A 25,556-nucleotide genomic window follows, 5' to 3' on the forward strand; every position below is an offset into this window, starting at 1 on the left:
ATCTCTGATCTCTGATCCCTGATCTCTGTTCTTAGACCGGAGACCGGAGATTGGAGACCGGAGATTGGAGACCGGAGATTGGAGACCGGAGACCGGAGACCGGAAGAACTCCCTTCTTCCACGAAACCCGATCTCTGATCTCTGATCCCTGATCTCTGTTCTTAGACCGAAAACCGCAGACCGGAAACTCCAACTCTCACAACTCCCTTCTTCCACACACCTGATCTCTGATCTCTGATCTCTGATCTCTGATCTCCATACATAAAGAAGGTGCTATGACCATGAAGCCACGCGTATTGATCCTACACGCGCCTGGCACGAATCGCGACCGTGAGGCGGCGCTGGCGTGTGATCGGGCTGGCGGGCAGGCGCAGATCGTGCATATCAACGAACTGAGCGCGGCGCCGGCGCGGCTGCACGATTTTCAGATGCTGGTGCTGCCCGGCGGGTTTTCCTTTGGCGACGACCTGGGCGCGGGCAAGCTGTGGGCGCTGGAACTGCGTTACCGGCTGGGCGACGCGTTGGCGCAATTCCACGCCGCGCGCCGGCCCATCCTGGGCATCTGCAACGGCTTCCAGGCGCTGGTCAAGACCGGTTTCTTGCCGGGACCGCTGACTGAGGACGCACCCACGGCCAACGCGACCGGTTCGCCATCCGACCTGGTGCAGACCGCCACGTTGACCCGCAACGCGGCCGGCCATTTCGAGTGCCGTTGGGTCACGCTGCAACCGCAGCCCGACAGCGTCTGCGTCTTCACACGTGGGCTGGACGAGCTGATCGCCTGCCCGGTCGCGCACGGCGAAGGGCGCTTCGAGTTGGCCGCGGCCGCTGACCTGCCGCGTTTGCGGGCGGCCGGGCAGATCGCGTTGACCTACGTAGACGCGGAGGGCGCGCCCGCGGCCGGCGCGTATCCTCTCAACCCCAACGGCTCGCTGGCGGACATCGCCGGCATTTGCGACCGCACCGGAACCATCTTCGGCCTCATGCCGCACCCGGAGGATCACCTCAGTCCGGTGCAACACCCTGCCGCGTCCCGCGGCCTTCACGGCCGGCTCGGCCTGGCGCTGTTCGCCAACGGGATTCGTTACGCGGGGGGGTAGAAGGTAGGGGCAGAGTCCGGGGTTTGACACCCTGCGTTGTTTGGTTTATGATTCACATCATGAATAACTTTCATTCAATCGCTGCCGATCCTCCGGTCTACTATGATCGTTGGCTGACACCGCAACTGCGCTCGGCGTGCGAAGCGTTTCCGATTGTGGTGTTGACCGGCGCGCGTCAGGTGGGCAAGAGCACCCTTCTGCGGCGGGCGGAGCCGTTCAGCAGTTGGCGCTATCACACCATGGATGACTTCGACACGTTGCGCCAGGTGCAAGAGAACCCTGCCAGCCTGTGGGCCGGGGTCAGCGAGGTCATCCTGGACGAGGTGCAGAAAGCACCCGAGTTGCTGCCGGCCATCAAGCGGGCTGTTGATGAGCAGCCCGGCCGTTACCGTTTCGTCTTGTCCGGGTCGGCCAATTTGCTCTTGATGGGTAAGGTGAGCGAGAGCCTGGCCGGTCGCGCCGTTTACTTCGTGCTCGATCCGCTGACGCTTGGTGAACGGCATGGACAACCGCCCCCGTCACTCCTGACTGATGTCTTGGCGGGCCGCTGGCCGCAGGATGGGTTGCTGCCCGCAGCGCCGGCTGATCCTCTTCCTCTGCTCCAACGGGGCTTCATGCCTGCCTTGCTGGCGCTCAAGACGCCGGAAGACTGCGTGAGATGGTGGGATGGCTATGTCGCCACGTACCTGGAGCGCGATCTCCGGCAGATGTCGCAGGTCGAATCGCTGGTAGACTTTCGCCGCGTCATGGCGCTGTTGGCATTGCGCACAGGGCAATTGCTCAATCAATCGGACGTGGCGCGCGATGCGGGCCTCTCGCAGTCAACGATCCATCGCTATTTGAATCTACTGGAAGCCACGCACCTGTTCGAGCGCGTACCGGCCTACCTGGGAAGTCACACCACGCGCCTCTTGAAAGCGCCGCGTGCCTTCTGGGCCGATGTTGGGCTTGCAGTCTTCCTGGCCGGCTACTACACCGCCGCTGACCTGGCCGGCGCGCGTGAAGTGGGCGCCTTTTTCGAGACGCTGATCTATCAGCATCTGCGCGTCAGCAGCGGGTTGTTGGCACCCCGCGCGCGGCTGCACTTCTGGCGCACGCAGACGGGTGATGAAGTAGACTTCGTGCTAGAGCACGGTCGGCGCGTCGTGGGCATCGAGGTCAAGATGACCAATTCCCCTGGTTACCGGCACAGCGCCGGCTTGGTCAAGTTCCTGGCAGAGTATCCCCAGGCGGTTGGCGGCATCCTGGTGCATGGCGGCCAGACCATCCGGCGCCTGGACGAAAAGATCGTCGCGGTGCCCTGGCCGCTGCTGACCGGGTGATCAGGATTCAGCATTGACAATCGGGTGGAAGGCTGAATAGTGCAAAGTGCAGAGGTCGAAGTCCTGAATGTGGGGCGTCACCGCACTTGGTGAAACAACGCATGCGTGCAATCACTTCACTCTCAATCGCCGATCTCGCAGTCTTCGATGCGCCGTTTGGAGGATAGCCGTCTCGATTGGAGACAACCCCAGGCCGTTCTGGAGGATCAGCGGATCGGTGACCTGCAATAGTTCATCCACGTCCATCCGGCGACGCACCATCGCATCCACTTCCGCAAGCTCCTGCGCCTCCATGCGTCCCAACGGAATCAGCAGCCGCTCGATCTCGCTGGGGACCATCTCCAGCACACCGCCGCCGTAGTGCCGCCCTTCAAGCTCGGCGGAGAGAAACGTCAGGGAGTTCATAAAGGAAAAGGTCAGGTCGCGGCCACGTGACCTGTATTCAGGCCGCATGCGGATGCGGTAGGCGGTGTCGGTCGAGTAGGCGCCGAACTCGTTCAACACCAGACGCGGATACTTGTGGCTGCGCTTGAGCATGGCGACCTCGGAAACCCAGACATACGGCACGACGTACCAGGGCTCTCGGATCCGGCACTTGAAGCGCGTGTGTAAGCTTCGAGTTTCGCCCAGTCGGATGTATTCGGCCATCTTCGCCGGCAGTTCAGCGAAGGGTTTCTTGGGGAAGCGGAGCAGGTAGACGGCCTTACCTGCTTGCGCGTTGGCGGCGTGATCCTGTGCGGTATAGGTGATGCCGCCGATCAGGTTGCTTTTCGCCAACATCGGGAACGCGATGGCCTGTAGCTCGTAGTAGTTGACCGTTTGCTGGTCAACCACGAAGAAATCGTTCGCGCCCGTCACGATGCCGATGTCCACATCGGCGATTTGGGCAAACCGTTCGACCGAGGGATGCCGGTTCAGGCGGGCGACGAGATGGCGTTCCTCGGGCGCCAACACGGCCAGCATCCAGTTGCCATCTAGCCCCTGCGTCGAAGTGGTGACGGACGTGCGATGGTTGAGGGCGAGATCTATGTGCAGCAAATCATCCGCGCTGTCTATCTCGATAATCTGGAGCGCGGTGCTCTCTTCGCACAATTCGACTGGAAACAGACTCAACTGCGGCTCGCGGACAAACTGCACCGCGGGCGCATGACGGCGCTTCACGGCCAGAAGCAGGATGATACCCTGCAAGGCGCCTGCAAAGACCATTTCCCGCAGGTTGATGACAGTGATTTGCTCCATCTCACGTTCGAGCAAGCGCCGCAACCCGTCGGCGTGAGCAATGTGCAGCAGTTCCGCGGGAATCACCATCGCCAGCCGTCCGCCGGGACTCAGGTGCTCGACGCTGGCGATCACGAAGGGCACCCACGCATTGGTGCGCTTCGTGAACGGGATTCCTGCCCGACGGAAGGTCAGTTCTGCCCAGTTGCGTTGGTCCTCGTCGAAGTATTGGTAGCGGATGTAGGGGGGATTGCCGATCACCGCGTCCCATTGCCGGCCTGACCCCGCCCGTTCCAGCCAGCGAAAGAAATCCTCGTTGGCGATCTTGACCTCGGCGCCCGCCGCGCGCAACCCATCGGCGCGGTGGTCAGCTTTCCCCGCTTCTTCGGGGACGATTTCGACCGCATCCACCACGATGCCCGGCCACAAATTCGCTTCCGTGATAGAGGCGCTGAGAGTCGAGAAAAAAACGCCGTCCCCACAGCTTGGCTCCAGCACGCGCCGCGCGCCACCAGCCAACGCCCACCGACTGAGAAACGCGGCGATCGGTTCCGGCGTGTAGTAGCCGCCGCGGAGCTTTTGCGCACTCTCCAGAGCCTTGAAGTTCATATGGGTAACTCGATGCGGTCAACGACCTCTGTGATGCCGTAGAGGGTCGAGATCGCGAGCGTCCATCTCACGCTTGAGCGCGTTCATCTGCCGCTCCCTTGTGGTTCAGCAAGGCCAGGATGAAATAGAGGCTGTAAGGCGAGCGCCCGGCATCGCCACGAAAAGCCGCGATGGCACACTCCCCGGCCGTGCCGCCGGAGGCCAGGAGCACGTTGCTGTCATCGTAGACGTGTTCGGGGTTGGAACGCATTATATCCGCGCCTGGGCGATGGGTCAACTGAAAGACGAGCGTCACCCCAGGCCGGTTGCGTTCATGCGCAAGCTGTGGTATGCTAACCGCAACACGCCGACCTGGCGTGCCACCGCCTGCCAACCCACAGGGAGGCCCTGACCTTGACCCGTCGTCAAGCCAATCCGCACACGCAAGCAAGCAACGACAGTCCGCTTCACACCGGCCAGGGTGTGGGGTGGATTGTGGTTGCTTTTTTTTCTATCCACGAGGTCATCCAATGAAAGCAGTCATCAACGGGCGTGGCGACCGTAATAGATCCTGGCTGGTGATCAAACGTGGACTGGCCCTTGTCAGGCGGTTGCTGCGCGGGCCGGCCAGTAAAGAATCATTGCTAATGGCAATCAACAGCGAGGTTGGGCCAGATGCTTATAGTGAGGAGTCAAGTGCAGCCGAGCGTGCGTTCAAACGCGACCGTGAAACACTGCATGAAGAGCTTGGCGTAATCATCACGTTCGACCGACGCGCAGGCGTCTACTGGCTGGAGAGCCCGGGCAACCACGCGTGGCTCGATCTACCTGATGAACACCTAGCGGCGATGGCCACCATCTATCAAACGTTCAAACAAAACGGGCCCGATGCCGAACGTGTGCGGGCGTTCCTCGACACGCTTGCCACCTTGCTCCCGGCGGAACGGATATCGCGTATTGAGCGCCAACGCGACGTCATCAGCGTGGAACTGCGTGAGTTGGACGAGCGCCCAATCCCGACGCGGGTAATGACAGAGGTCAGGCGCGCCATTGCGCAGCGGCAGCAGTTGAGCTTCAACTATCGAGCAGCCGTCAGTGGCCACAAGATCTTTCTGTACCACGAAGTCGAACCGTACGATCTGGTTTTTCGCGTCGGGCATTGGTACCTTGAGTGTTTTGATTTGTTCACACGCGATGTCGAGTCTGGCGAACAACGGCAAGATGAGCATCGTTATCTTCGGCTACAGGGAATTGTAGATGATGACCGTTTGCAGGTATTACCACAGAGGCTGCCTCCCGGTCGCCGTCCGCGCAAGCTATTTTCCTTGCGTTACCGGCTGGCGCGCGAAGCGGCCCATCATGGCGTGAGCCGGCACTTTCCCGACATGCAGATTCAACGTCAGGAAGACGGTTCAGTCATCGTCGAAGCGAAGACACCCGACCCTTGGATGGCCGTGCGCACGCTGTTGGGATATGGAGAAAACTGCGTCGTACTCGGAGGCGAGGAGGCGCTGCGGGAGATGCACCGTCGCGTGGCGGGCATGGCCAAGCATTATGACCTACTGCCAGTAGAAGTTCGATGAGCGAGCGGCGGCGCCAAAACTCGTCGCTCTCGCAAGAGGATGAGACATTGCTTGTGGGCTGATGGATGAGTATACTAACAACCAAGCGAGTCGCAGCGAGCAACAGCAAACTCGACGACCTTCACCAAAACGCTAACGACCGAGGAGAACAATATGGCACCAACCGAGAACGGCTTGCCGACAGATGATCGAACAACGAGCCAGGCGGTAGTTCCCCGAGCAGCGGCAAACGATCGCCCGGTGTATGCCCTCGTCATCAAGTTGGCGGCCGTGGAGGCAACCGTGTTGCCCCTGGCCCATGGAGACTGGTTGAATGCTGCATTTTACGCAGCCATCGAAGCCGCACAGCCGGAATTGGCGGCACAACTGCATGCGTCTGGTGGACGGAAACCGTTTACGCTTTCCCTGATTCAGGACTTGCCTCAAGCGAACGGACGGACCGATGTGCGCCTGTCTGTCGGGCGGCGCTGCTGGTTCCGCCTGACTATGGTGAACAGCGATCTACTGGACGCATTCATCCAGCGCTTACTGACTGTGGTGAATGTCGAGCTGCGCGTTGGTCCGACGCGTTTTGTCATCGAAGAAGTGTTGGGAACGCCAGGCAGCCATGACTGGGCAGGTTACACGACTACCGAAGCGTTGCGCCACCATGTGCGACCGCGTGAGGGCGTGCGTATCCAGTTTCTCAGCCCGATGGCCTTCAGTCGCGTCCATCGTGCTGACAACGGGCGTCACATCTTCAGCGTGATTCCGGAACCAAAGTTGGTGTGGAGCAGCCTGCGCAGCGTCTGGAGACAGGTGACAGGCGAAGAAATCGCAGATGACTTCGAGCCCTGGGTAGAACGCAACGTCGTCATTTCACAAGTGCATCATTGGAAGACGGTCATGATGCCGTTTCACCGAGGGCCGGTCGCCGGTGGTTTGGGCGACATCACCTACCTCTGTCTGATGCCCGAGCATCCCTGGTTAGCCACCTGGTGCTGGTTGGCCGATTTCGCCTTCTACAGCGGCGTTGGCTACAAGACGACGCAGGGGATGGGGCAGTGTCGGGTGGTGGCGGAGGGATAGGTGGTATCAGGTTCGCGGCGCGACAATCAGCGCGCAAGTCAAGTGCATTTTTTAGGAGGTAACCATTGACCGATTTCGACTTACAGCACATTTCTCTCTTGATGGGCAAGACGACAGCGTCAGTTTTTTCCGAATATCTCGATCAGGTTGGCAATCGGGCGTTGCTCGGCTACCGCCGACATTTGCAGTGGGGAGGCAAACAGGGCGAGAGCCTGTACACCCATGTGCTGAACGGCGTCCAGGTGTTGGAAACCCTACGCCCCCTGCTGGGATTGTCAGACACGGAGGCGCGTGTCCTGTACACGGCGTTTACCGTCCATGACCTCAACAAGGTCCTGCAAACCCAGGAGGGATTTGGCAAGCTAGCGACTGCAGAAAACGTGGCACAAGAGGTTCGCCGACTGGGGCTTGACGAATTTTTCCCGGCTTGGGAACACCACATCGAGGACATCACCAGCCTGATCCGCGGCCATTCCGGGCACCATCACAGCGGCGGCGAGCGCCTGATCGTCAGGCGAGAACTGGTCTATGGCCTGGGTCTGGCACGTGTCAACGCTCTTCTACACCTGATGCGGGCCGCAGATGTAGTGGATCTCTCGCACACGCTTGAGGAGCGAACGCACAAGCAGGCGTTCCTGGGTCACGTTAACGCCTATCTGGCCGACACTGGTCAGGCGCGCCAGCTGCAGTGGTTCACCCATCGCCTCACCGAACAGCGCGGCATCCTGACCAACGTGATCCACAACGCCATTGTTGAGGACTTAGCTGGCCAATACCACCTCACGCCGCTGCTCTACTACCCGGATGGTGTGGCTTATCTCGTGGAGAAGGGTCAGATGGTGACGGTCGACGCGGACGACCTGGCTCGCGTCGGCGCCGGAGTAGCCGGGGTCATCGCCGGGCTGACGACCGGCAAGTTCGATGAGTTCATTCAATCCACCGGACAAGGCATCAAGGTAGATGGCAAATGTCTGGAGTTGGGCGTGCCTTTCCGAAGCATCTGGCGGGAAATCAACAACCAGGTGCAGCGGCGTAAGTTCAATCCTGTTGATGTGGACGCCAAGGCGCGCGACTGGGCGCAGCGTGGTTTCGTCAAAGCCAGCAATGTCTATCCGGCCCAGGCCGAACGGGTGCGGGCAGCGCTGGCCGGCGCAGCGCCCTTGGTTAGCACGGACTCCAACCGCCTGCGGCTGGCCGAGCTGGTTCGCTCCTACTATATCTTTCTCAACAAGCACTTCGCGAAGTCTATCCCCGATGGCTGGGCACACATCTACCACTTGCTGGACCTATCGGAAGAGCGGTGGTCCTACTATGCCTATTTCGATGCTCTGTGGGCGCGGGCCTACGTGTTGGCGGCCGATCTTGCTCTGACCGAGGAGGAGGCGTATCGCCGCATCGAACGCGATGGCGAAGCCGTGACCGGAACCGGCGGCCAGGGGGGAGACGTCAGGGTGCAACTATTCACGGATTACCTGCGACTCTATGCTCTCTTCGAGAATGGCGAAAGGCCGGCCGACTTCGGCGACCACTTGGCGCACTACGTAGCCAACGAGCATCACCAGTGCGTCTTCTGCAGCGGCCCGTTCCCCACGGACAAGTGGATGTCGGCTGATGTGCGTTCCGACATTACCGTGCAGACCTTCTCCAACCGCCTGCGGGGCGGCCCCGGCGAGCCGAAGAAGTACATCTGCGGCGTCTGTCAGCATCAGTTCCTGTTGGAGAAGTTGACCTACCCGGAAGTGCGGGGCGAGAAGACCATGTACCTGCACCTCTATCCCTACTCCTTCCTAACCCGGCCCTTTATCCAGGGCCTCAACGCCACGATACGCCGCATCGTCAGCGAGGACACGGCGGTGCAGGCCCTAAACATGAACGTCACGCAGGCGATGAGCGACTATCTTGCCAACCGCACGGTGACGCCAACGTTCCGGGCGCGCACCGAGAAGGACAAGCCACAGCCCTACGGTGTCTACCTGCCGCGCTACGCTGAGACCACCGGCAATCTGCTGATCTTCCCCATCAACCCGGCTGGCGCCAACGATACCGAACGTTTTCTGTTTGCCCTGTGGAACGCACTGCTCTTGCAGCGCCACTTCGGCGTCAAGGTGCTGCTAAGCAACATGTCGGTGGCGCCGCTGGGCAAGGAGGAGATGCCCGATCTGTACGTGGATAACATCCCACTGGGCTGCAGCGGCCTGCTGCGGCGCAACGACTACGCCCAGTTCCTGGGCGAGACGGACCGCACCGGTCCGCTGGAGGAACTGTGGCAGGATGTCGGTCATCTGTTCGCTCTGCGCGGGCTGACCTTTAGCGACGGGACAGATCATATCGCGGCCCTGGTGCGGGCGCTGCTAGGGAACCCTTTGACGATCTACTACGAGACGGAAAAGCTGCTCGAAAGGCGGGTGCGCAGCCAGTCCAAGGGGCCGGGCGGCTTGCTCACATCGCTGGCCCAGCAGGCGCATCCCCATGTTCGATCTCTTGCTCTCAGCCGAGGAGGACCTTTCATGACACAACTCAATTTCCAACTTCAGCGCTTGGCCACGATCGCCTGGCAAAATGGCTTGCGCGGCCGGTCGCTTGAGAAGAGCAGCCTGTTGTTCCCACTGGACGATGTGCTGCAGAAGCTCAGCTACGCCGGCGGCGCCGCCGACACCGAAACCCTCAAGGCCGCCGCCGTCCAGGACATCTTCGACCACCTCACCCGCATTGCGGACGACCGCTACAAACCCGGCCGCAAAAAGTGGGAGGCCATCAAGCAGTTCGTAAACGGCTGGTTTGGCGATGTGTTGGGCGGCGTCTACGGAGGCAACCATCGTAAGCTGCTCAACGACGACAAGCTGCTGCGCTCGGCGTTCCACTTCTACGTGCGCGAGCAGATCGTTGCCAAGATCCCAACCGGCCAGGACGAGCTGACCGTTGACGAAACGACGCCGGAAGACGGCGCTCCCGACGCATAAATCTAACAATTGATTCGACAAATCCATAGGAGTGTTACCATGTCCATCATCAACCAGTATGCCAATCATTTTTTGCCCACCTACAGCAACTACCCGCAGGGGCGCTACATCAGTCTGCTAGTGTTGCGCCGCGTCGAGTCCGAAGCCATTTTCCGCACCGAGGGTAGCGGCGAACCACTGAACAAAGAATTCGTCCACGCCGGCCTGGCCGGGGACGAGGTGATCCAGCGTGTGGTGATCAGCAAGCGCAAGCAGACAGCCGTGGAGCGCCGCACCGGCCGCGAACTGCTGCGCAGCCATGAGCTGCTCTTCGCCAAGGACGACAAGAGCGGCGTCTGTTCGTTGAACCGCAACAACCCCTGCGAGAAGTGTATGGACTGCATGATCTATGGCTATGCGGCCGGCGGCGGCGGCGCAGAAATCGCGCGTGGTCACCGACGACGCCTTCAGTCTGCACGCGGCCAGCAGCGGGGTGGACACCAAGCAGTTCAATGCCCTGTTCGACAACGGCACTATGCGCGACCCGGAGACCGGCAAGCCTTCCCACAGCATTGGCACCGATGAGTATGTCAAGCCCGAGTCTATCTTCTTGGACATCGAGACACTGCGCGACCTGACCGCCGACGAGTTCCGCTACGTGCTGGGCAACCTATTGCGCTCCAGCCGCTACGGCGCCATCTCCTCGCGCATCGGTAAGGTGAAGAACGTGTTGGTCGGGGTGATCTTCAGTGACACGGAAATCTTCAGTAACCTGGAACTGACCCAGGCGGTCTACGATCGCTCGCGCAACGGGGGCAGCGAGCCGGACTTCCCGCCCGCCCTGAACGCGGTGACTGGTGCCGTACGAGCCGCCTCGACCGACCTGATCAAGCGCGTGGTAGGCCGGGTGACCGTGCTTTCGGCCGAGGAGGTCGTCAGCCTGGTGGACGAGATCACGGCGCTGTACGGAGATGAGAACGCGGTCAAGGCCACGCTGGAGCGGACGAGCAAACTGTACGGCCCGCGCAGCTAGGAGGCGGCCATGCATATCTATCGCTGCGAGCTGACACTGCTGGAGGCCACCTTCTTCAGCAGCCGTGAGGTGAGCGCCATATATCAGACCGAACCGCTGCTGGGCAACATCGCCCTGGCCTATGCCTGCGGCTTCTGTCAAGCGTCTTACTTCAATGACAGCGTAATCCACTACCGGGCGCATCTGACTGCGCTGAACGAACAGGGGCTGTACGTCACGCCGGGCACCATCACTGGCCAGCCGCGCTTCACGTTGAGCCAGTTCAACGCGCAGGCCGACGCCTACTGGTACGCCTTCGCTAACAACGTTATCGTCACCCGACCCGACGGTGCCTGGACCGAGAAAAGCGGCCAGGCCTGGTACGTTCTCTGGCCGGATGGCCGGCGGCAAAAGGTGGGGCTGGAGAACCGGCCGCAGCATGGCCGCATCCGTCTGCTGGCCATCGGCAACCGCGCTGCAGCTTACGTACTCAGCGGCCAGCCGCAGAGCATTCCTGCTACGTGCGCCTGGGCAAGTTCATGAGCAAAGCGCGGGTGGATGTGGCCGAGGTCAGCTATCAAGAGGAGGAGCGCACCAACCAGGTCGTGCCCTTCCTGCTCAGCCCGGCTGACCTGCCGGCGGGGATGCGACTGCGCGCCTTCGACCTGGTCAGCGTGCCGCCCACGCCGCTGGTGCGCAACGCACTGTTGAGCGGGCGGTTCTATCGGCTGGCGGATGGGGTGATGCTGCCGGTGGGGATGCAATTCGCGGTCGAGCGGCTGCCGTGATACAATCAGAGTCGTCTCCTGCCGCATAAAGCGACACAAGAAACAGAGATTGCCGTTATTGTGCTGCCGGCGTACGCGCCTCTGCGCTCCAAGCGTCCGTTCGCGCGCAGGCAAACCCGGAAGAAGGTCAACATGCTGCAAGCGCAAGGATGTGGAAAACCAGGAACTCATGTGACGACTGCGGAGAACACCCAATGACCGAACCACTGAACATCACCATTCGCACCCTGACCCCCCTGTGGACCGGCGGCGTGGACGGCGCCATGGACCGCATCCACGAGACCGGCATCCTCGGCAGCCTGCGCTGGTGGTACGAGGCGATTGTGCGCGGGTTGGGGGAGTGCGCGCGATCCAACCTCAGAAAGGACGGCAGAGCGCTGTCAATTCGACACTAAGGCCTATGAGAAAACGAAGAATGTTGAAGATGGCTTGGCCGGTGTGTGCCCTGTTTGTCGCTTGTTTGGGTGTACTGGTTGGCAACGGCGCTTTCGGTTGGTAATCGATAGTCATGACCTAACTGAAACCTGGTCAGGTGGACAAATCAATGTCAAGCCGCCTGACCGTAATCGGGGGTGGTATCTGAACGCCGGGCAAATGGGAACATTCCATCTCAAAATTACCGCTGATGAAGGTACCCAGGCACAGGTATTGGCCCTCATCCAATTTGCCGCCCGGTGTGGAAGCTTGGGGGCACGGCCGCAACTTGGCTATGGTTTGTTTGAGATCGTTGACGTAAAAAACCAACCCCAATCAACCTACGAGTGGGATGTCACTGGCAACGGTTCGAGCACTCACGCCCTGCCTGATTTGCGCACATTCACCTTTTTTACCCTGAATTTTGAGCCGCAGCGCGATGATTGGTGGCGCGACGTTCCCGGTATCGGTTCACTCGCCCGTGATAGTCGCTATCGGAATGCCGTAGACGGGCTATTGCGTCACCACATCATGCCCACAACTCCGGCGCTGAGAAATGTGCTACGTTATGGTCAGCAATGGTCATCTGGCGCGTTACCGCACCAGTTTTTTGGGACACTGCGGGGTGACGAGCGCAGCCGCAGCAAAATTGCGTTGAGCTGGGCTTATCAATTGCCTGACTCACCAAGCTGGCAGATACGCGGTTGGGCTTATCCTCCACAAGTAGGGCAGGCTCAGCAGCAAGAAGTACAGCAGCGCCTGCAAACTGTTTTGGGAAAACCGGAGATGTGGCTACGGGCATTGAATGTTCGTTATCGCGCGGCAGAGGTTTTATATGCCCCTGCAGCTACATTTTTTCAGCCCGTAACCAGCGCACAGGTGCAACAATTCGTTCGCGAGCCATCACTCGCCGAGGTGCAGAGATGATAGAGCAACTAGAGATTCGCAATTTTCGAGGCATTGGCACAGGCAAACTGGAGCGCTTACGCCAGTTCAATCTGTTTGTGGGGCCGAACAATGCGGGTAAGTCGGCAGTGTTGGAGACTATCTATTTGGCTGCGACCGCCAACCGCCCTGGCAGTCTGGTGGTGTCCGCTGACGGTCGCTCCGAAAGCTACCCCATCACTTTACCGGCCAAAGATATGCTCAACCAGCGTCCATCCGGCCACCTGGCCCAAAGGCATAAACTTGGGAACGGCGTCAACGGAAGCAACCGTTTCAACCAGGAAATTGTGCAAGTGACTGTCGCCGATGAGCAGTTGCCCATCCGCACCTTTGATTTGGCTGCCGATACTAACCCGTTGGCTGAGAGCGAGGCCCAGCACATCAATCTGTTTCGCCTGTCAACCAACACGGAGCAGGCCATGCGCTTGACCGAACTGGCCGGCCAGCTAACAGGCCATCCCGCAGAAACGTGGACAGCAGATCAACAACTTGTTATTTGCTGGCAGCGCGAACTGACCTATTTTTACAAGGGGAGCGCCAGTTGGTGGGTGACAGGCGAGCTTCCCCCAGCCAATCACGTGCTTTATTACGATATGCTCAGCGTACAGGAACATATCCCGGCAGCGTTTTACGAAGAAATGTTGGCGACTGTACCCGGTTGGACACAAAAAATAGCCCAACGCTTCGGCCGTATTTTTGATTTATCCACCCCCTTTACTGTGCAATTCTTGCCGATCAAGCAGGAAGTGCAGGCCATTCAAGGCTGGATTGCGCCCGAAGAGAGTACGGCCGTGCCCATCGACGCCTGGGGCGATGGGGCCCGCGCCGCCTTCAAACTCCTCACGCCGCTGATTGCCCTTGCGCATCTCGCCACACCCACTGCGCCGGGTCTGTTACTCTGGGAAGAACCGGAAATGTTCCAGAACCCGCAAACACTCGGCAAACTGCTGCGCGCAGTAGCCGACATTGTGCGCGGAAAACCGATCCAGATCTTTATGGTCTCCCACAGTTTGGAAGTGATTGCGCACCTGACCCAGATGTTACAGGAAGAAGCCTTATCACCTGATGAGACCATTGCCTTCTTGCTCAACTTGCAGCAAGGCCAGCTGCAATCCACCTGGTTTGAATCCGCCAATTTGCTCGCCTGGCTGGAAACTGGCCTGGACCCGCGGGTATGGGGTGAGTTTGTGCCGCCTGTGCAGTTCCGTTTGTCAGCGGAGGCAGAAGAATGAGCGTTTACCTCTTTTGTGAAGGCCAAACGGAAAAGAACATTGTTGAGAAATTCGCTGACTTAGCCAATCCCAAAAGCAAAGGTCAGGGCAAAGCGCAAGTCAACAATCAAATGGCAGGAAACGCTTGAGCCGTTTCTCAATCAACCCAAACCGATTCGAGTTCTTGTCATGCGTGATGTGGACGAAGGGGAGACGCCTGAGAGCATTGTCCAAAGCGTTACCGGAGCCGTGCAAGAAATGTTGAACCGACGGCATTTTCCCGTAACGGTGCAACTTCAGCCCCATACTACATACCCGAATGTTCATTGGTTGGCGTTGGCCAATCCCGACCTGCATCTTGCGCTGCACCTGTCCACCTTCAAGTGGCAAGAAGGCTTTACTAATGCCACCATAGATGATTATGTGTTGGTGCTCGCCTTGCGGGAAACAACCGCCGCTGCTCTCTTGCGCAAAAAACAGTGGCAGACCAGCCCGGAACAGATCATCCGCAAAGTAACCGATCGTATTCCTGCGCTCTTGCAAGAAAATGGCATTCCGGTACGCGAGGCCAAAGATTATGTGCGTTTGTACGCAGCCGTGATCCAGGAACACACGTCGCCAGCCACATTTGCCAGCAAAGTGGTTGCCAACGCCGCGGATGGAGACAAACAAGATATTTTTGCCCCTCTGCTGGCCGCGTTGAATTTCTTGGGGGCAGAAAAGAAATGACCAACTATGATTATTGGGCTGCCCATTCCTTTTTCGATTCATCCCAACGCTCTGAAAAAGCAGTCATCGACTATTTACTCAAAGCGACCGAGAGTCCCTACCCGCATGACATTTCCGATCTCTCCGCCCGCGTCGCCCTCTCGGCCCTGAGCCTGCTGGGCGATAAAGAGTATGCCCGCACGGGTACACGCCGGGAACCCGGAGGATTGAGCGAGCTATACAAACGACAGGTGTTTCAAGACTATTTGCACGAGCGATTGCAGCATTATCGCGACCAGATTGAGACATTACCCGATTTGTCTTTGCTGCCGGCAGGCAGTTTCAGTATCTCCTTGCGTTTCACCCTCACCAGCCCCTACCTCAGCAAAGATGACACGGCACTGCATCTGCTGGACAACCCGGTGAAAAAGGAGTGGGTCTTCAAGCTGCCCTACGTGGCTTCGACGCAGTGGAAGGGGGCGCTGCGTGCGGCCGTGCGCCAGCGAAACGATTGGGGTAATGGCGAACCTGCTTTGCTGCAACTGTTTGGCGCAGCCAACGACAACGACGATTCAGGCGAACAGGGCCGTCTCTACTTCTATCCCACCTTCTTCGACCGGCTCAGTCTGGAAGTGATCAACCCCCACGACCGGACCACGGGGGCCGGTTCCCAACCCATCCTGATGGAATGCGTCCCGGCTGGGACAACCGGCGCCTTCACCCTGCTCTACACACCACTGGACCGCATCGGCCAGGATGAAGCCGAAACCCGCCGCCAGGTCTTCGCCGAACTGCAATTGGTGGCCGCGGGGTTGGAAGCGATGTTGACCGTTTACGGCTTCGGCGCCAAAACCAGCAGCGGCTTTGGTCTGGCGGAACTGAATGGCGAAGGCCAGCTTGTGATCCACTATCCCGACGCTGCAACAACCCAGAAGCCCAGACCGCAAGCGCCCGCATATCCAGAGTCTGTGCAACGATTCCTGGCGGGTTATCCAGCGGAATATCTGGACATGAAGCCTAACCAGCTTAAGGATGCCGGCGTGCCAAACTCAGTGAGGCAGCAAACAAAAGAGGCCAAGGCACTCTACCAGGAATACCAGGGCAATCTGGCGTCATATCAGGCGGAACTGGCTGACTGGGAGGCTGCGACTGCGACCCCGCCTGCACCAATGACGACGCGGTCGTTCAGAAATTTCGCCGAACTCACTGCGACGATTGCCAGCCTGCCCTGGCCAAAGGAGCAAATCCGATGAGCCAACTAGACCAACTCGCCCAACACCGCGAGGCCATTCTACTGGCAGAAGCTATTGGATGGCTGCATGACTATCGCAAATCTTCTGAAGAACAACTACAGGATAAATCGGCTAATAGGCCAAGAAATGCTCATGGATTACCCCGCAATCAATTAGGCAATCATTTTCCTATACTCACGTCAACGACTCTATCAGCACAGTCTATTGGCGAATCGTTAATCACTTTGCTCAACGATTGGGAAGGAAAATACGCAGATAGTAGTGCATCTTTCTTAATGCAATACCTATCCCGCTGCCACAATACGGCCCATTTTGACAAGCAGGAACCTGATGATGGCAGCAAACAAAACTATCCGGGAACGCAAATCAGTACCGCCTTTGGCTTTTGAAAGGGCCGTTGGAACTTCTCTGACAAGCAACTTGTGGGGCTTGCCTTGGGGGAGTTTAGCCGGCTACACGACAACTTATCGCCAACAACTGTTGGCTAACGTGGACAATCTATTCACGATCGTAGGCGCCGATACCCGCCGCCCAATAAATGAAATTAACCTGTGGGACTGGGGTTTGCTGGTAGGCGCATTGTATAAAAGCAGCGTCGCCGCTGTTTTGCTTGGACACCAACCGGCCAATCGAGACTTGCGTTGGCAATTGCTTGGCATCCGCACCGATGCCCTGGCTTATCTGACCAACGTTTCCCGCCTGCCAGATCTCGCTGCGCGGCAAAACACGCTCCAAGTCGCCATCAACGATGTGCAAATCCTTCTCGAAGAAACATATCCTTTGGCAACCGAAGTGTACCGGGACGAGAACGGTTCTCTTTATGTTGTGCCAGACGTGCCTAACTTGCTTGCTTTGCAAGGTGGCGGCGGTCAACCATTGCTGACTCATATCGAGCATCAGTTTGCTACCGACGGAGAAATTGTTCCGCAGGTGACGCTCGATCCCACTGCCTGGTGGGGACAAGACCCTGATCGACAGGGCAACGATCAAATTCCACCGGCTGGGGCTATCTTGTCAGCGCCGATGACATTGCAAAGTGATGCCAGCATCATCAGTGAGACTTGGCGAAGCGAAACACAGCAAGTCTGCCCCATCTGCGGGCTGCGTCCCTGCGTCAACAAACAATTGGATTATTGCCAGATCTGTGGTGATCGGCGCAAGGGTCGGGTGGTTGAATGGCTACAAGACCAAAGCAAAACGATCTGGCTGGATGAAGTAGCGGACAGCAACGGCCGCATTGCCCTCATCATCGGCACATTTGACCTGACCCATTGGCTGGATGGAATTCTGGTGCAAACGATGCTGGTACAAGGACCTACTGCCGGCATTCCGGCTGTGACCAAGACGCCGTCCTTTGCCCGCCTGCGCCGCGTCTGGCGCACCACCCAAACCTTCTGGCAACACAATCAGGATCACATCAACCGAACTCTTTCCGACAATCGCCGGCGCCTGCTGATCCGCTTGGCGGATACGTCCGGCTTGACCACGAACCAAACTTACGAGTTGGATCTACGCGGCCAGACACGTATGCGCGTTCTTTGGGATGGGTCCCATCTGATCAGTATTGACAACCTTTCCTACACGGCCATTCAACTCGGTGTCAAAGGGGAGAACCGCAAGACGCCCGAGGATGCCGCCCTTGCCGTAGGAACCTGGTTGGAAACCAATAAGGAAGAGAACTTCCAACTCATCTCTGACGACGAGAAGAACAAACAACTCGGCATCAAAATCGCCGACGTTGATTATCAGGACGCGGCCTACGCTGCCACCATCCCCATCCTGGCCCAACCCCGCACCTTTATGACTCTCGTCCCCGCTGACAAAGCGTTAGCCGTGGTCGAAACCATCCACACCAAATACGAACGAGAGATGGGCAAGGTGCGCAACCGCCTGCCCCTGCATTTGGGCATCGTCTACTTCCAGCGCCGCACCCCGCTGCGGAGCGCGCTGGATGCAGGACGGCGCATGTTGAAGTACAAGTCAGGAATGATGGACGATGAAGTGTGGACAGTGAAGCGCGATGCCCAGACAGGGCCGCTGCCTGACGAAAAAGCAGATCTGGCTCAAGGCACACAGCACTTCAACCAAACGGTCACAGTGGAACTGGAGCAGAACGGACGTTCCCTCACCTGGTACGTCCCTGCCGTCATGGGCGATGGCGTCACCCCCGACAACTGGTATCCCTACGTCTTCATCCAGAGTGGTTTCAGCAACCCCCAGCAACGGCTGCGCACTTTCAAAGGATTGCGCCCAACCGGAGACAACAAGACCAAGGAATGTTGGCTCATCCACGCCGGCGAACTCAAAGAGGGCGATCAGGTCTACTTCACCCCGGCCACCCTCGATTTCCAGTGGTTGGAGAGCGCCGCCCAACGCTTCGAGATTGCCTATGATGAAGACGGCAAACGGCGCGACAGCTTCACCCTCCCGTATCGGCTCGACCAGCTCGACGAGATCAATGCCGCCTGGGGCATGCTGCACAAGCTCAGCAAGAGCCAGCTCTACGCCCTGCGCGATGCCGTCGAAGAAAAACGGGCGGCCTGGTTCAGTGATTCGCCCGCCCAATCCCTCACAGATGAGACCTTCCAACGTTTCTGTCGCGACGTGGTTTTGACCACAAAATGGCCCACGAGCCTGCTCACGGCAAAGACCAAAGAGGGCAAGAAGAGGCTCCCCAAAGACAAGGCCGATCAACTCACCGCCTGGGCGATCAACGGCTTGCTCACCGACACCATCGAACTCCACGTCAGCATCATGAAAGAAGACCTACAAACGGAGGAACAACCCAATGAGTAACTATCAGCCAGAACGTTACCTGCTGATGACCCTGGACCCGCTGCACGTAGGCGCCGGCGGCAACCGCCTGGGCCGCGTCGACCTGAGCATCGTGCGCGAGCCAGGCACGAAGTTGCCAAAGATACCCGGCACAGCTCTGCACGGCGCCATCCGCCAATACGCGGCCACCCGCTATGAAAAGATCTCCTGTGCGGGCAGCGGACAGGGCAAGAGTGTACACTGCAAAGACCCCCAATGCCCCATCTGCTATACCTTTGGTTATCTCAAGGGTCAGGATGGCGGGCAAAGCGGCCACGTCAGCATCGGCGACGGCCGCCTGCTGCTATTCCCCGTCTACTCCCTGGCCGGGCCGGTCTGGGTCACCTGCCCCAGCGTTCTGGCCGAGTTCGGAATCACCGCCAGCGTGGCCGATAACAAAGTCAAGGGAACTGCGGGCAAGGAACACCTCAACCTGGGCTGGCTGATGCTGGAAAAAGAGGACGGCACGTTTGATTTGCCAGCTAAAGTTCCAGACAGCATCAAGCCAAGCGCAGTCCTCGTTTCGGACAAGCTTTTCAGCCAGATCGTCAATAGCAATCTGGAGGTGCGTACATCCGTCAGCATCGACCCTGAAACCGGCGCGGCTGCGGACAAGGCTCTCTTCACCTACGAAGCCATCCCCCGGGCTGCCATCCTCTGGCTGGATGTGGTGGAGGATGACTTCAGCGGCGCATTTCCCGCAAGTCATGAAAAGGCGAAAGAACTAAGCCACACGCGTCCACTGGATGTCGTCACCGCAGGGTTGAAACTGGCCGAAATGCTCGGCATCGGCGGCATGGGCACCCGGGGCTTTGGTCGGGTGCGCACAGAAGCCCACTGGGAGGTATAGAAATGACTGCACTCAACCTCGACCAACTGGCGGCTCAATGCGCCCAGAAAATCGTCGCCGATGGCAAAGCCGACATTGAAAACCTGGTCACCAAAACACTGGGCGTCTTACAAGAGCAGGGGGTTTACGCCTGTATGCTCTTTCTGTCTTCCCGCAGCGGCAACGAGAAAGGCCTGGCGGAAAAGACTCGCCCTCACCTCTATAACCTGCTCAAAGAACTGCCTGCCTTCGCCAACAGCCAGGTCACCGACGCCAACGCCCTCCAGTTCTTCAGCGACACCGTCTGCGACGACCTGGACACCCTGCTGCTGGTAAAAGATCTCTACGAGCAAACCCTGATCTACGCCCGCTACGGGGCAAAGGCGGCAGGCAAATGAGCTGGGCAAAGTACGACCTCGTCTTTCGCCTGCAAGGCCCCCTGCACATCGGCTGGCGCAAGGTGAGCAACTTGCAGCAGACCCGGGGCTATGTGCCGGGCAAAAACCTGTGGGCGGCCCTCACCGCCCGCCTCACCCGGGAAGCAGGGGACGGGGCAAAGGGCAAAGCGTATCAAGACAATGGGAAAGCGCTACAAACCCATTTTCGCTTTACCTATCTCTATCCCGCTGTGCCCAAGGATTCCAATAGAGTCGTGGAAAGCCAGGCTGACGTGGCCGTTCACTACCCCTGGGAAGACGACTTCGACTACCTCTTCCTGGACAGCTACACCAGTACGGCTCTGAACTATCCCAGCCAATCGGCCGAGGATGGCCTGCTCCACGAGACCGAGTTTATCGCCCCCCACACGCGGAACGGCCATCCCGTGTACCTCAGCGGCTCTTTGTATGTGAAGCATGTGCAAACTGCACTGCCCCCTGTTTTGGAAAACTGGCCAAGCGCCCTCCACAAACTCCAATTTGGCGGCGAACGGGGCTACGGCTGGGGACGGGTGCAGATGGTAAACGGTTTGCCCCTACAGCCTATCGCTGAGGTCGACCAACCGATGGGGGAGACGATAACAGTGAATGAAAGAGGGCAAGAAAGATCCTGTATCACCGCCCATCTGCTCGCCAACAACGCAACCGGCGTCAGCGGTCCCGTGGAACCCCTCATCGGCTGGGAGCGCAACAATGGCGATGACAGGGACAAGAACTGGCGGCTTTCATCAGTCAGTATATGCTATGCGCCAGGCAGCGTCGCCCGGGCTGACTTGCCGTTCAAGATTGGTGCCAACGGCATCTGGGAGGCTGCAGCGCCGTGACCACGCTTCACCTCCTCCCCCACGCCGAAAAACTGGCTCGGGACAACCCGCTGGGGCTGGCGCGCTGGCCGCTCTATCACCAGATGCGCACGCTGGAGGCGCTGCGCGAGCACGACCTGGTGATGAACACCTACAACACCGGCACGGGCAAGACGCGGTGCGCCGCCAGCCGATCATCCTGGTGGTCAACCCCGATATCTTCTACTACGCGCTCTACTTCCGCTATGGCGCACACGACCGGCGCAACGTCTTCGAGCGCTTCCTGACGGCCTTCGATTACATCGTGGTGGATGAGTTCCACTACTACGACGCCAAGCAGCTAGCCAACTTCCTCTTTGCCTTTGCCCTGTTCGACCAGTTCGGCTACTTTGCAGCCCGTGAGCGCAAGGTCTGTCTGCTCTCAGCCACGCCGGCCCAGACCGTGGTAACCTACCTGAACCGCATCTTCGACCAACGCTGGACGCGCATCGGGCCGGACAACGAGCCGCCTGAGACCGCAAAGCTTGAGACCATGCCTGCTCTAACGGCGTTGACGCTTGAGATTGTAGCCGGTGAACTGCGGGAATGGGTGGCGTCGGGCGCGGCACAGGTCGGAGATTGGCTGCGTCAGGGACAGGATGGCGCCATCATCAGCAGTTCACTGGCTGCCATCAATGACGTGTATGCCCGACTGCGGCGCACGGTGGACAACGCCGACATGGGACGCATCACCGGGCCGGAGCCGGACGCGGAACGGACGCGTGCGACCGCGCGCCGTCTGATCCTGGCCACGCCCACGGTGGACATCGGCTACAACTTCGTCAAACTGGACAAGCAACGCCAGCACATTGACTTCTTGGTCTGCGACGCGCGCTACGGCGACGAGTTGTTGCAGCGCATCGGCCGGGCCGGTCGGGTGCTGGGCCAGTCGGAGACGACCGTGCCTGCCCAAGCCGTGGCCGTGCTGCTGCCCGAGGCGGCGGCCGCGCTGGCGGCCCATGACGGTGAGACGCTCACTCGCAGCGAGTTCGCCGCCGTCGTTGGCGCCTGCGACCAGCTCCCGCCCAAACACAGCCTCACCGGCTACATCCGCTGCCATGCCATCACCGAGTGTTTCTGGCCCATCTATCAGGTCGGCAAGATGCTGCCGCCCGATTTGCAAAACGAAGTGGACGATCTCTACGAGCGGGTGCGTGCGGTCTTTGCACCCGGCAGCCGGCGTACGGCCGGCGGCCTCAAGGGCTTCTTCAGCAAGCTGGAGAAGCGAGAAGTCTGGCTATACGCCACCCGCAGCGGATCGCTCCCTCACGACCGCGACACTGCCCATCACGTAGCCGACTGGTTGGCGTGGCTGGAGCCTGAGACAGGACGCTACGACCCGGCGGCCTTGCAGCCACACCTGAATGAACTGCTGGCCGACCGGTCGCAACAGCAAGGGCTGCGGGCCTTTGTGCAGAGTCAGGTGGAGATCACCCGCGCGCTCTTTGCCTTTCGCGATTCCTTTCAGGGGCCAACCGCTGTGCTCTATGACCCGGCGCATTTGTTCTCCAGCCAGACGGTCAACAGCTACGACCTGTTTCACCTGCTGCGCAATTACAAGCTCTCGGCGTCCCTGAGCCGCGAGCAGTTTCTGCGGCTGACCGGCAAGACCGATGGCTCGACTGAGCTTGTCGAAGTCCTGACCGGCGACTTCTATGTGCGGCTGCTGGAGCCGCGCAGCCCACGGCTGGTCTTGGACCTGGTGGTCGAGACCGAGGAAGAGCACAAAGACTTCGAGCGCCGCTGGTGCGGCGCGCCGGTGGCGCGGCAGGGCGTTCGCTTGCAGGCGCGCGAGCCGGGCGGCGACCTGCTGGCCGGCGCGCTGGAGCGGTCGGTGGTGGAGGCGCTGACCGAGCGCTTCCTGCCGATGCTGATCGTACCGCCTGACAGCGTGGGCGCCATGATCGGCCGGCTGCGTGATACAAACCTGTGGTCGCAGCGGCTGACCGTGCGCTTTCCCGATGGCACGGCCGATGAGGGCTATCGGGCCTTGCTGGGCGTGGCCGCTTTCCACGCGCACGCGGAGCTGCAAGGATATTTCATGTTCAAGGAGCGGTTGAAACCGGACGCGATTATCTTGTGATGGATCGGCAGGATCTGCGATACGTGTGAATGAACTTCGCGCTCATGCCACGAAGAGCGCTCGATTCACCCGACAAGGAACGTGAACGATGGAGCTACCTGATTATCTACCCATTAGCTTTCTGAACCAACTCGAATACTGCGAGCGGCGCTTCTGGTACATGTTCGTGGAAGGCGAGATGGAACAGAACGCGTACGTGCTTGAGGGCACGCTGCAGCATGAGCGGGCACACACTGCCGGCCATGAAACGGCCGACGACCGCACTATCCAGCGCCGCGTCTATATCTACAGCGATCGTCTGAAACTGGCCTGCTTCACCGACCTGCTCGAAGAGCGTGATGGTGTGCTGGTGCCGGTCGAGTACAAACACGGCAAGTTGGGCAAATGGCTCAATGATCACGTGCAATTGTGCGCCCAGGCGTTGTGCCTGGAGGAACGCACCGGACGCTCTATTCCAGCTGGCGAAATTTTCTATTTTGGCGGTCGCCACCGCCTACGGGTCGAGTTGACGCCCGAGCTACGTGCTCGCACGGAGGCCGCGGTCTGGCGGGCTTTTGCACTGCTGGCCGCCGGCGTTCGACCGCCCCCCACGTCGGTCAAGGCTCGCTGCCACGACTGCAGCCTGCAGCCGATCTGCCTGCCCGATGAAGTGGCCATGTTGCAGAGTGTGCCGCGAGCGGGATCCCGCGGCGCAGCGAAATCAGCAGACAAACCAGGGGATTCCGGCCGTGACCAGAAACGAGGTGAGAGATGACAACACTCTATTTGATCGAGCCTCATTCGACCGTGCGCCTGGATGGCGATACATTGATTGTGTCAATCCCGGAAGACAAAGCGCGCCAGGTGGAGAAACGCCAGGTGCGAGTTCCCTTGATGAAGGTGGACCAGGTGATTGTGCAGGGAGATGCCACCCTGACCACGCCGGCCGTGCTGGCGTTGTTGGAACAACATGCCGACATCTGCTATTGCACCTACTACGGTCAGTTTCGTGGGCATTTGACGCCAGAATTGAGCAAGAATGGAATTCTGCGCATCCAACAACACCAGGCGCGCCAGCGCTATCGCCAGCGCATTACCCTGGCGTCCCGATTTGTGACAGGGAAGCTGGCTAACCAGCGTACCCTGCTCCTCCGTTCCAATCGCAAGCTTGAAAACGACGACGTGGCGCAGGCCGCCGCGACCATTCAGGTCCTTTTGCAGCAGGCCGAAGAGATTACCGCCCTGACCGACACAGAGCCAGATCCGTCACAGCCGCAGACCGGGACACCGCTTGGGCGTCTGTTCGGATTGGAGGGCGCGGCGGGCGCGGCCTATTTTGGGGTCTTTGGTCACTTGTTGCACAGCGGGCTGGGAACCGATTGGCAAGGCAGGCTCAAGCGGCCGCCGCCCGATCCAATCAACGCGCTCCTCAGCTACGGCTACGTGCTCCTGGCGTCCAAAGTTGCTTCGGCCATCAGCATCGTAGGTTTAGACCCGTATGTGGGTTATTTGCACTCAACGCAGTATGGCAAACAAGCCTTGGCATTAGACTTAATGGAAGAGTTCAGGCCGGTCATCGTGGATTCCGTGGTTTTGACGCTGGTCAATAATCGCATCTTGCAGCCAGAGCATTTCGAGAGTGAGCTCGGTTCCGCACGCTTGACTGATGCCGGGCGCCGACGATTCCTTGAACAGTTCGAGACACGGCTCAATACCGAAATTGCCCATCCGGTCTTCAAGTATAAGGCAACCTACTATCGTTGCCTGGAACTACAGACGCGCCTGCTGGCGAAGACGGTTTCGGGGGAGTTGACCGACTATGTTCCGTTTGTGGTGCGATAGTGACGATCGGGTGACGGAGGGATAATGTCCAAAGGTGTTAGACGTGATCAGACCTGCTATATCGTGGCTTACGACATACCGAACGATCGGCGTCGCACGCGCGTGCATAAAGTATTGAGTGGGTTTGGACGTTGGACCCAATACAGCCTGTTCGAGTGTCACCTGACCGCACAGCAGGTTGTCTTGTTGCACAGCAAACTCAACAAGCACCTGGATGCAAAACAGGATAGTGTGCGGTTTTATCCACTCTGTGAGGCTTGTGTGGCGAAAGTTGAGACGGTTGGCGGCCAACCGCCGGCCGATGACCTGCTGTTCCTGCCGTGACGATTTGCGAGAGCGCGAGCAGTCCCTTTCTTCTGGCGTCGCGCTCGCTGCGTAACGGGGTGAAGACGGGTGCATTTACGGCTCACTGTTGTGTCTGCAACGCCGATCGGGCGCAGGCGCTCGCAGTGGGTTGCATACGACCTAAAATTGGCCTTGAAAGTGCATTGAGAACAGGTGCGTGATTGACATTTTGTGCTTGAAATGGCATAATACCTGGGCAAAGTGGGGCGTTGCGAGCGCCGATGCGTGAACCGGCC

General features: G+C 59.3%; 24 protein-coding genes and 1 pseudogene. 23 read left to right on the forward strand and 2 right to left on the reverse strand.

The genetic code is table 11. From position 1 onward, the window contains the following. Window positions 1-281 precede the first annotated feature (281 nt). Together purQ and IPM84_19010 are read left to right on the forward strand one after the other, a co-directional pair. Window positions 282-1,100 (forward strand): phosphoribosylformylglycinamidine synthase I, encoded by an 819-nt coding sequence (gene purQ / locus IPM84_19005; protein MBK9094813.1) that lies wholly within the window; start codon window positions 282-284, stop codon window positions 1,098-1,100. Window positions 1,101-1,159: 59 nt separating this feature from the next. Then, window positions 1,160-2,422, forward strand: a complete 1,263-nt coding sequence (locus tag IPM84_19010; GenBank protein ID MBK9094814.1) for an ATP-binding protein — start codon at window positions 1,160-1,162, stop codon at window positions 2,420-2,422. 111 nt (window positions 2,423-2,533) lie between these two features. On the opposite strand, the gene IPM84_19015 is transcribed toward IPM84_19010, so the two are convergent. Together IPM84_19015 and IPM84_19020 are read right to left on the reverse strand one after the other, a co-directional pair. Next, the gene (locus IPM84_19015) at window positions 2,534-4,249 is read right to left on the reverse strand and encodes an N-6 DNA methylase (protein ID MBK9094815.1); all 1,716 of its coding nucleotides are present in this window, start codon (window positions 4,247-4,249) and stop codon (window positions 2,534-2,536) included. A gap of 67 nt (window positions 4,250-4,316) precedes the next feature. After that, window positions 4,317-4,499 carry a hypothetical protein gene (locus IPM84_19020; GenBank protein ID MBK9094816.1) on the reverse strand — a complete coding sequence of 61 codons (183 nt, stop codon included), beginning with the start codon at window positions 4,497-4,499 and terminating at the stop codon, window positions 4,317-4,319. 259 nt (window positions 4,500-4,758) lie between these two features. Between IPM84_19020 and IPM84_19025 the strand changes: the two genes are divergently transcribed. The 21 genes and pseudogenes from IPM84_19025 (at window position 4,759) to cas2 (ending at window position 25,299) form a co-directional block, all read left to right on the forward strand. After that, window positions 4,759-5,811 carry a WYL domain-containing protein gene (locus IPM84_19025; protein MBK9094817.1) on the forward strand — a complete coding sequence of 351 codons (1,053 nt, stop codon included), beginning with the start codon at window positions 4,759-4,761 and terminating at the stop codon, window positions 5,809-5,811. A gap of 153 nt (window positions 5,812-5,964) precedes the next feature. Next, on the forward strand, window positions 5,965-6,879 hold the full coding sequence (gene cas6, locus IPM84_19030; GenBank protein ID MBK9094818.1) for a CRISPR-associated endoribonuclease Cas6: 915 nt from the start codon (window positions 5,965-5,967) through the stop codon (window positions 6,877-6,879). Between the two features lie 65 nt (window positions 6,880-6,944). After that, entirely contained in the window at window positions 6,945-9,839 is a 2,895-nt protein-coding gene (gene cas10d / locus IPM84_19035) for a type I-D CRISPR-associated protein Cas10d/Csc3 (GenBank protein MBK9094819.1), read from the forward strand. A gap of 39 nt (window positions 9,840-9,878) precedes the next feature. Next, window positions 9,879-10,851: pseudogene (cas7d, locus tag IPM84_19040) on the forward strand (type I-D CRISPR-associated protein Cas7/Csc2). 9 nt (window positions 10,852-10,860) lie between these two features. Next, complete coding sequence (cas5d, locus tag IPM84_19045; GenBank protein ID MBK9094820.1) at window positions 10,861-11,373, forward strand: type I-D CRISPR-associated protein Cas5/Csc1; 513 nt, start codon at window positions 10,861-10,863, stop codon at window positions 11,371-11,373. After that, window positions 11,370-11,618 carry a hypothetical protein gene (locus IPM84_19050; GenBank protein MBK9094821.1) on the forward strand — a complete coding sequence of 83 codons (249 nt, stop codon included), beginning with the start codon at window positions 11,370-11,372 and terminating at the stop codon, window positions 11,616-11,618. The genes cas5d and IPM84_19050 overlap by 4 nt, the downstream gene beginning before the upstream one ends. Before the next feature lie 194 nt (window positions 11,619-11,812). After that, complete coding sequence (cmr1, locus tag IPM84_19055) at window positions 11,813-12,013, forward strand: type III-B CRISPR module RAMP protein Cmr1 (GenBank protein MBK9094822.1); 201 nt, start codon at window positions 11,813-11,815, stop codon at window positions 12,011-12,013. Between the two features lie 97 nt (window positions 12,014-12,110). Next, on the forward strand, window positions 12,111-12,959 hold the full coding sequence (locus IPM84_19060; GenBank protein MBK9094823.1) for a hypothetical protein: 849 nt from the start codon (window positions 12,111-12,113) through the stop codon (window positions 12,957-12,959). Next, window positions 12,956-14,209 carry an AAA family ATPase gene (locus tag IPM84_19065; GenBank protein MBK9094824.1) on the forward strand — a complete coding sequence of 418 codons (1,254 nt, stop codon included), beginning with the start codon at window positions 12,956-12,958 and terminating at the stop codon, window positions 14,207-14,209. The genes IPM84_19060 and IPM84_19065 overlap by 4 nt, the downstream gene beginning before the upstream one ends. A gap of 168 nt (window positions 14,210-14,377) precedes the next feature. Continuing rightward, window positions 14,378-14,917 carry a hypothetical protein gene (locus tag IPM84_19070; protein ID MBK9094825.1) on the forward strand — a complete coding sequence of 180 codons (540 nt, stop codon included), beginning with the start codon at window positions 14,378-14,380 and terminating at the stop codon, window positions 14,915-14,917. After that, the gene (locus IPM84_19075; protein MBK9094826.1) at window positions 14,914-16,149 is read left to right on the forward strand and encodes a hypothetical protein; all 1,236 of its coding nucleotides are present in this window, start codon (window positions 14,914-14,916) and stop codon (window positions 16,147-16,149) included. Before IPM84_19070 ends, IPM84_19075 begins: the two co-directional genes overlap by 4 nt. Then, window positions 16,146-16,538, forward strand: a complete 393-nt coding sequence (locus tag IPM84_19080) for a hypothetical protein (GenBank protein ID MBK9094827.1) — start codon at window positions 16,146-16,148, stop codon at window positions 16,536-16,538. Before IPM84_19075 ends, IPM84_19080 begins: the two co-directional genes overlap by 4 nt. Beyond that, complete coding sequence (locus IPM84_19085; protein MBK9094828.1) at window positions 16,480-18,945, forward strand: CRISPR-associated protein Csx11; 2,466 nt, start codon at window positions 16,480-16,482, stop codon at window positions 18,943-18,945. The genes IPM84_19080 and IPM84_19085 overlap by 59 nt, the downstream gene beginning before the upstream one ends. Continuing rightward, on the forward strand, window positions 18,938-19,813 hold the full coding sequence (gene cmr4, locus IPM84_19090; protein ID MBK9094829.1) for a type III-B CRISPR module RAMP protein Cmr4: 876 nt from the start codon (window positions 18,938-18,940) through the stop codon (window positions 19,811-19,813). The genes IPM84_19085 and cmr4 overlap by 8 nt, the downstream gene beginning before the upstream one ends. 2 nt (window positions 19,814-19,815) lie before the next feature. Then, window positions 19,816-20,190 (forward strand): hypothetical protein, encoded by a 375-nt coding sequence (locus tag IPM84_19095; protein MBK9094830.1) that lies wholly within the window; start codon window positions 19,816-19,818, stop codon window positions 20,188-20,190. Continuing rightward, window positions 20,187-21,053: a CRISPR-associated protein gene (locus tag IPM84_19100; protein ID MBK9094831.1), complete on the forward strand. Its 867-nt coding sequence runs from the start codon at window positions 20,187-20,189 to the stop codon at window positions 21,051-21,053. Before IPM84_19095 ends, IPM84_19100 begins: the two co-directional genes overlap by 4 nt. Then, on the forward strand, window positions 21,050-21,319 hold the full coding sequence (locus IPM84_19105) for a hypothetical protein (protein MBK9094832.1): 270 nt from the start codon (window positions 21,050-21,052) through the stop codon (window positions 21,317-21,319). The genes IPM84_19100 and IPM84_19105 overlap by 4 nt, the downstream gene beginning before the upstream one ends. Next, complete coding sequence (cas3, locus tag IPM84_19110) at window positions 21,211-23,154, forward strand: type I-D CRISPR-associated helicase Cas3' (GenBank protein ID MBK9094833.1); 1,944 nt, start codon at window positions 21,211-21,213, stop codon at window positions 23,152-23,154. Before IPM84_19105 ends, cas3 begins: the two co-directional genes overlap by 109 nt. A gap of 88 nt (window positions 23,155-23,242) precedes the next feature. Next, on the forward strand, window positions 23,243-23,908 hold the full coding sequence (cas4, locus tag IPM84_19115; protein MBK9094834.1) for a CRISPR-associated protein Cas4: 666 nt from the start codon (window positions 23,243-23,245) through the stop codon (window positions 23,906-23,908). Continuing rightward, a complete protein-coding gene (gene cas1d, locus IPM84_19120; GenBank protein ID MBK9094835.1) occupies window positions 23,905-24,975 on the forward strand; it encodes a type I-D CRISPR-associated endonuclease Cas1 in 1,071 nt (356 codons plus the stop codon). Before cas4 ends, cas1d begins: the two co-directional genes overlap by 4 nt. Window positions 24,976-24,999: 24 nt before the next feature. After that, a complete protein-coding gene (gene cas2, locus IPM84_19125; GenBank protein MBK9094836.1) occupies window positions 25,000-25,299 on the forward strand; it encodes a CRISPR-associated endonuclease Cas2 in 300 nt (99 codons plus the stop codon). Window positions 25,300-25,556 lie beyond the last annotated feature (257 nt).

Origin of the sequence: Candidatus Amarolinea dominans (genome assembly GCA_016719785.1) — a bacterium.
GTDB classification, from domain to species: Bacteria; Chloroflexota; Anaerolineae; order SSC4; family Amarolineaceae; genus Amarolinea; species Amarolinea dominans.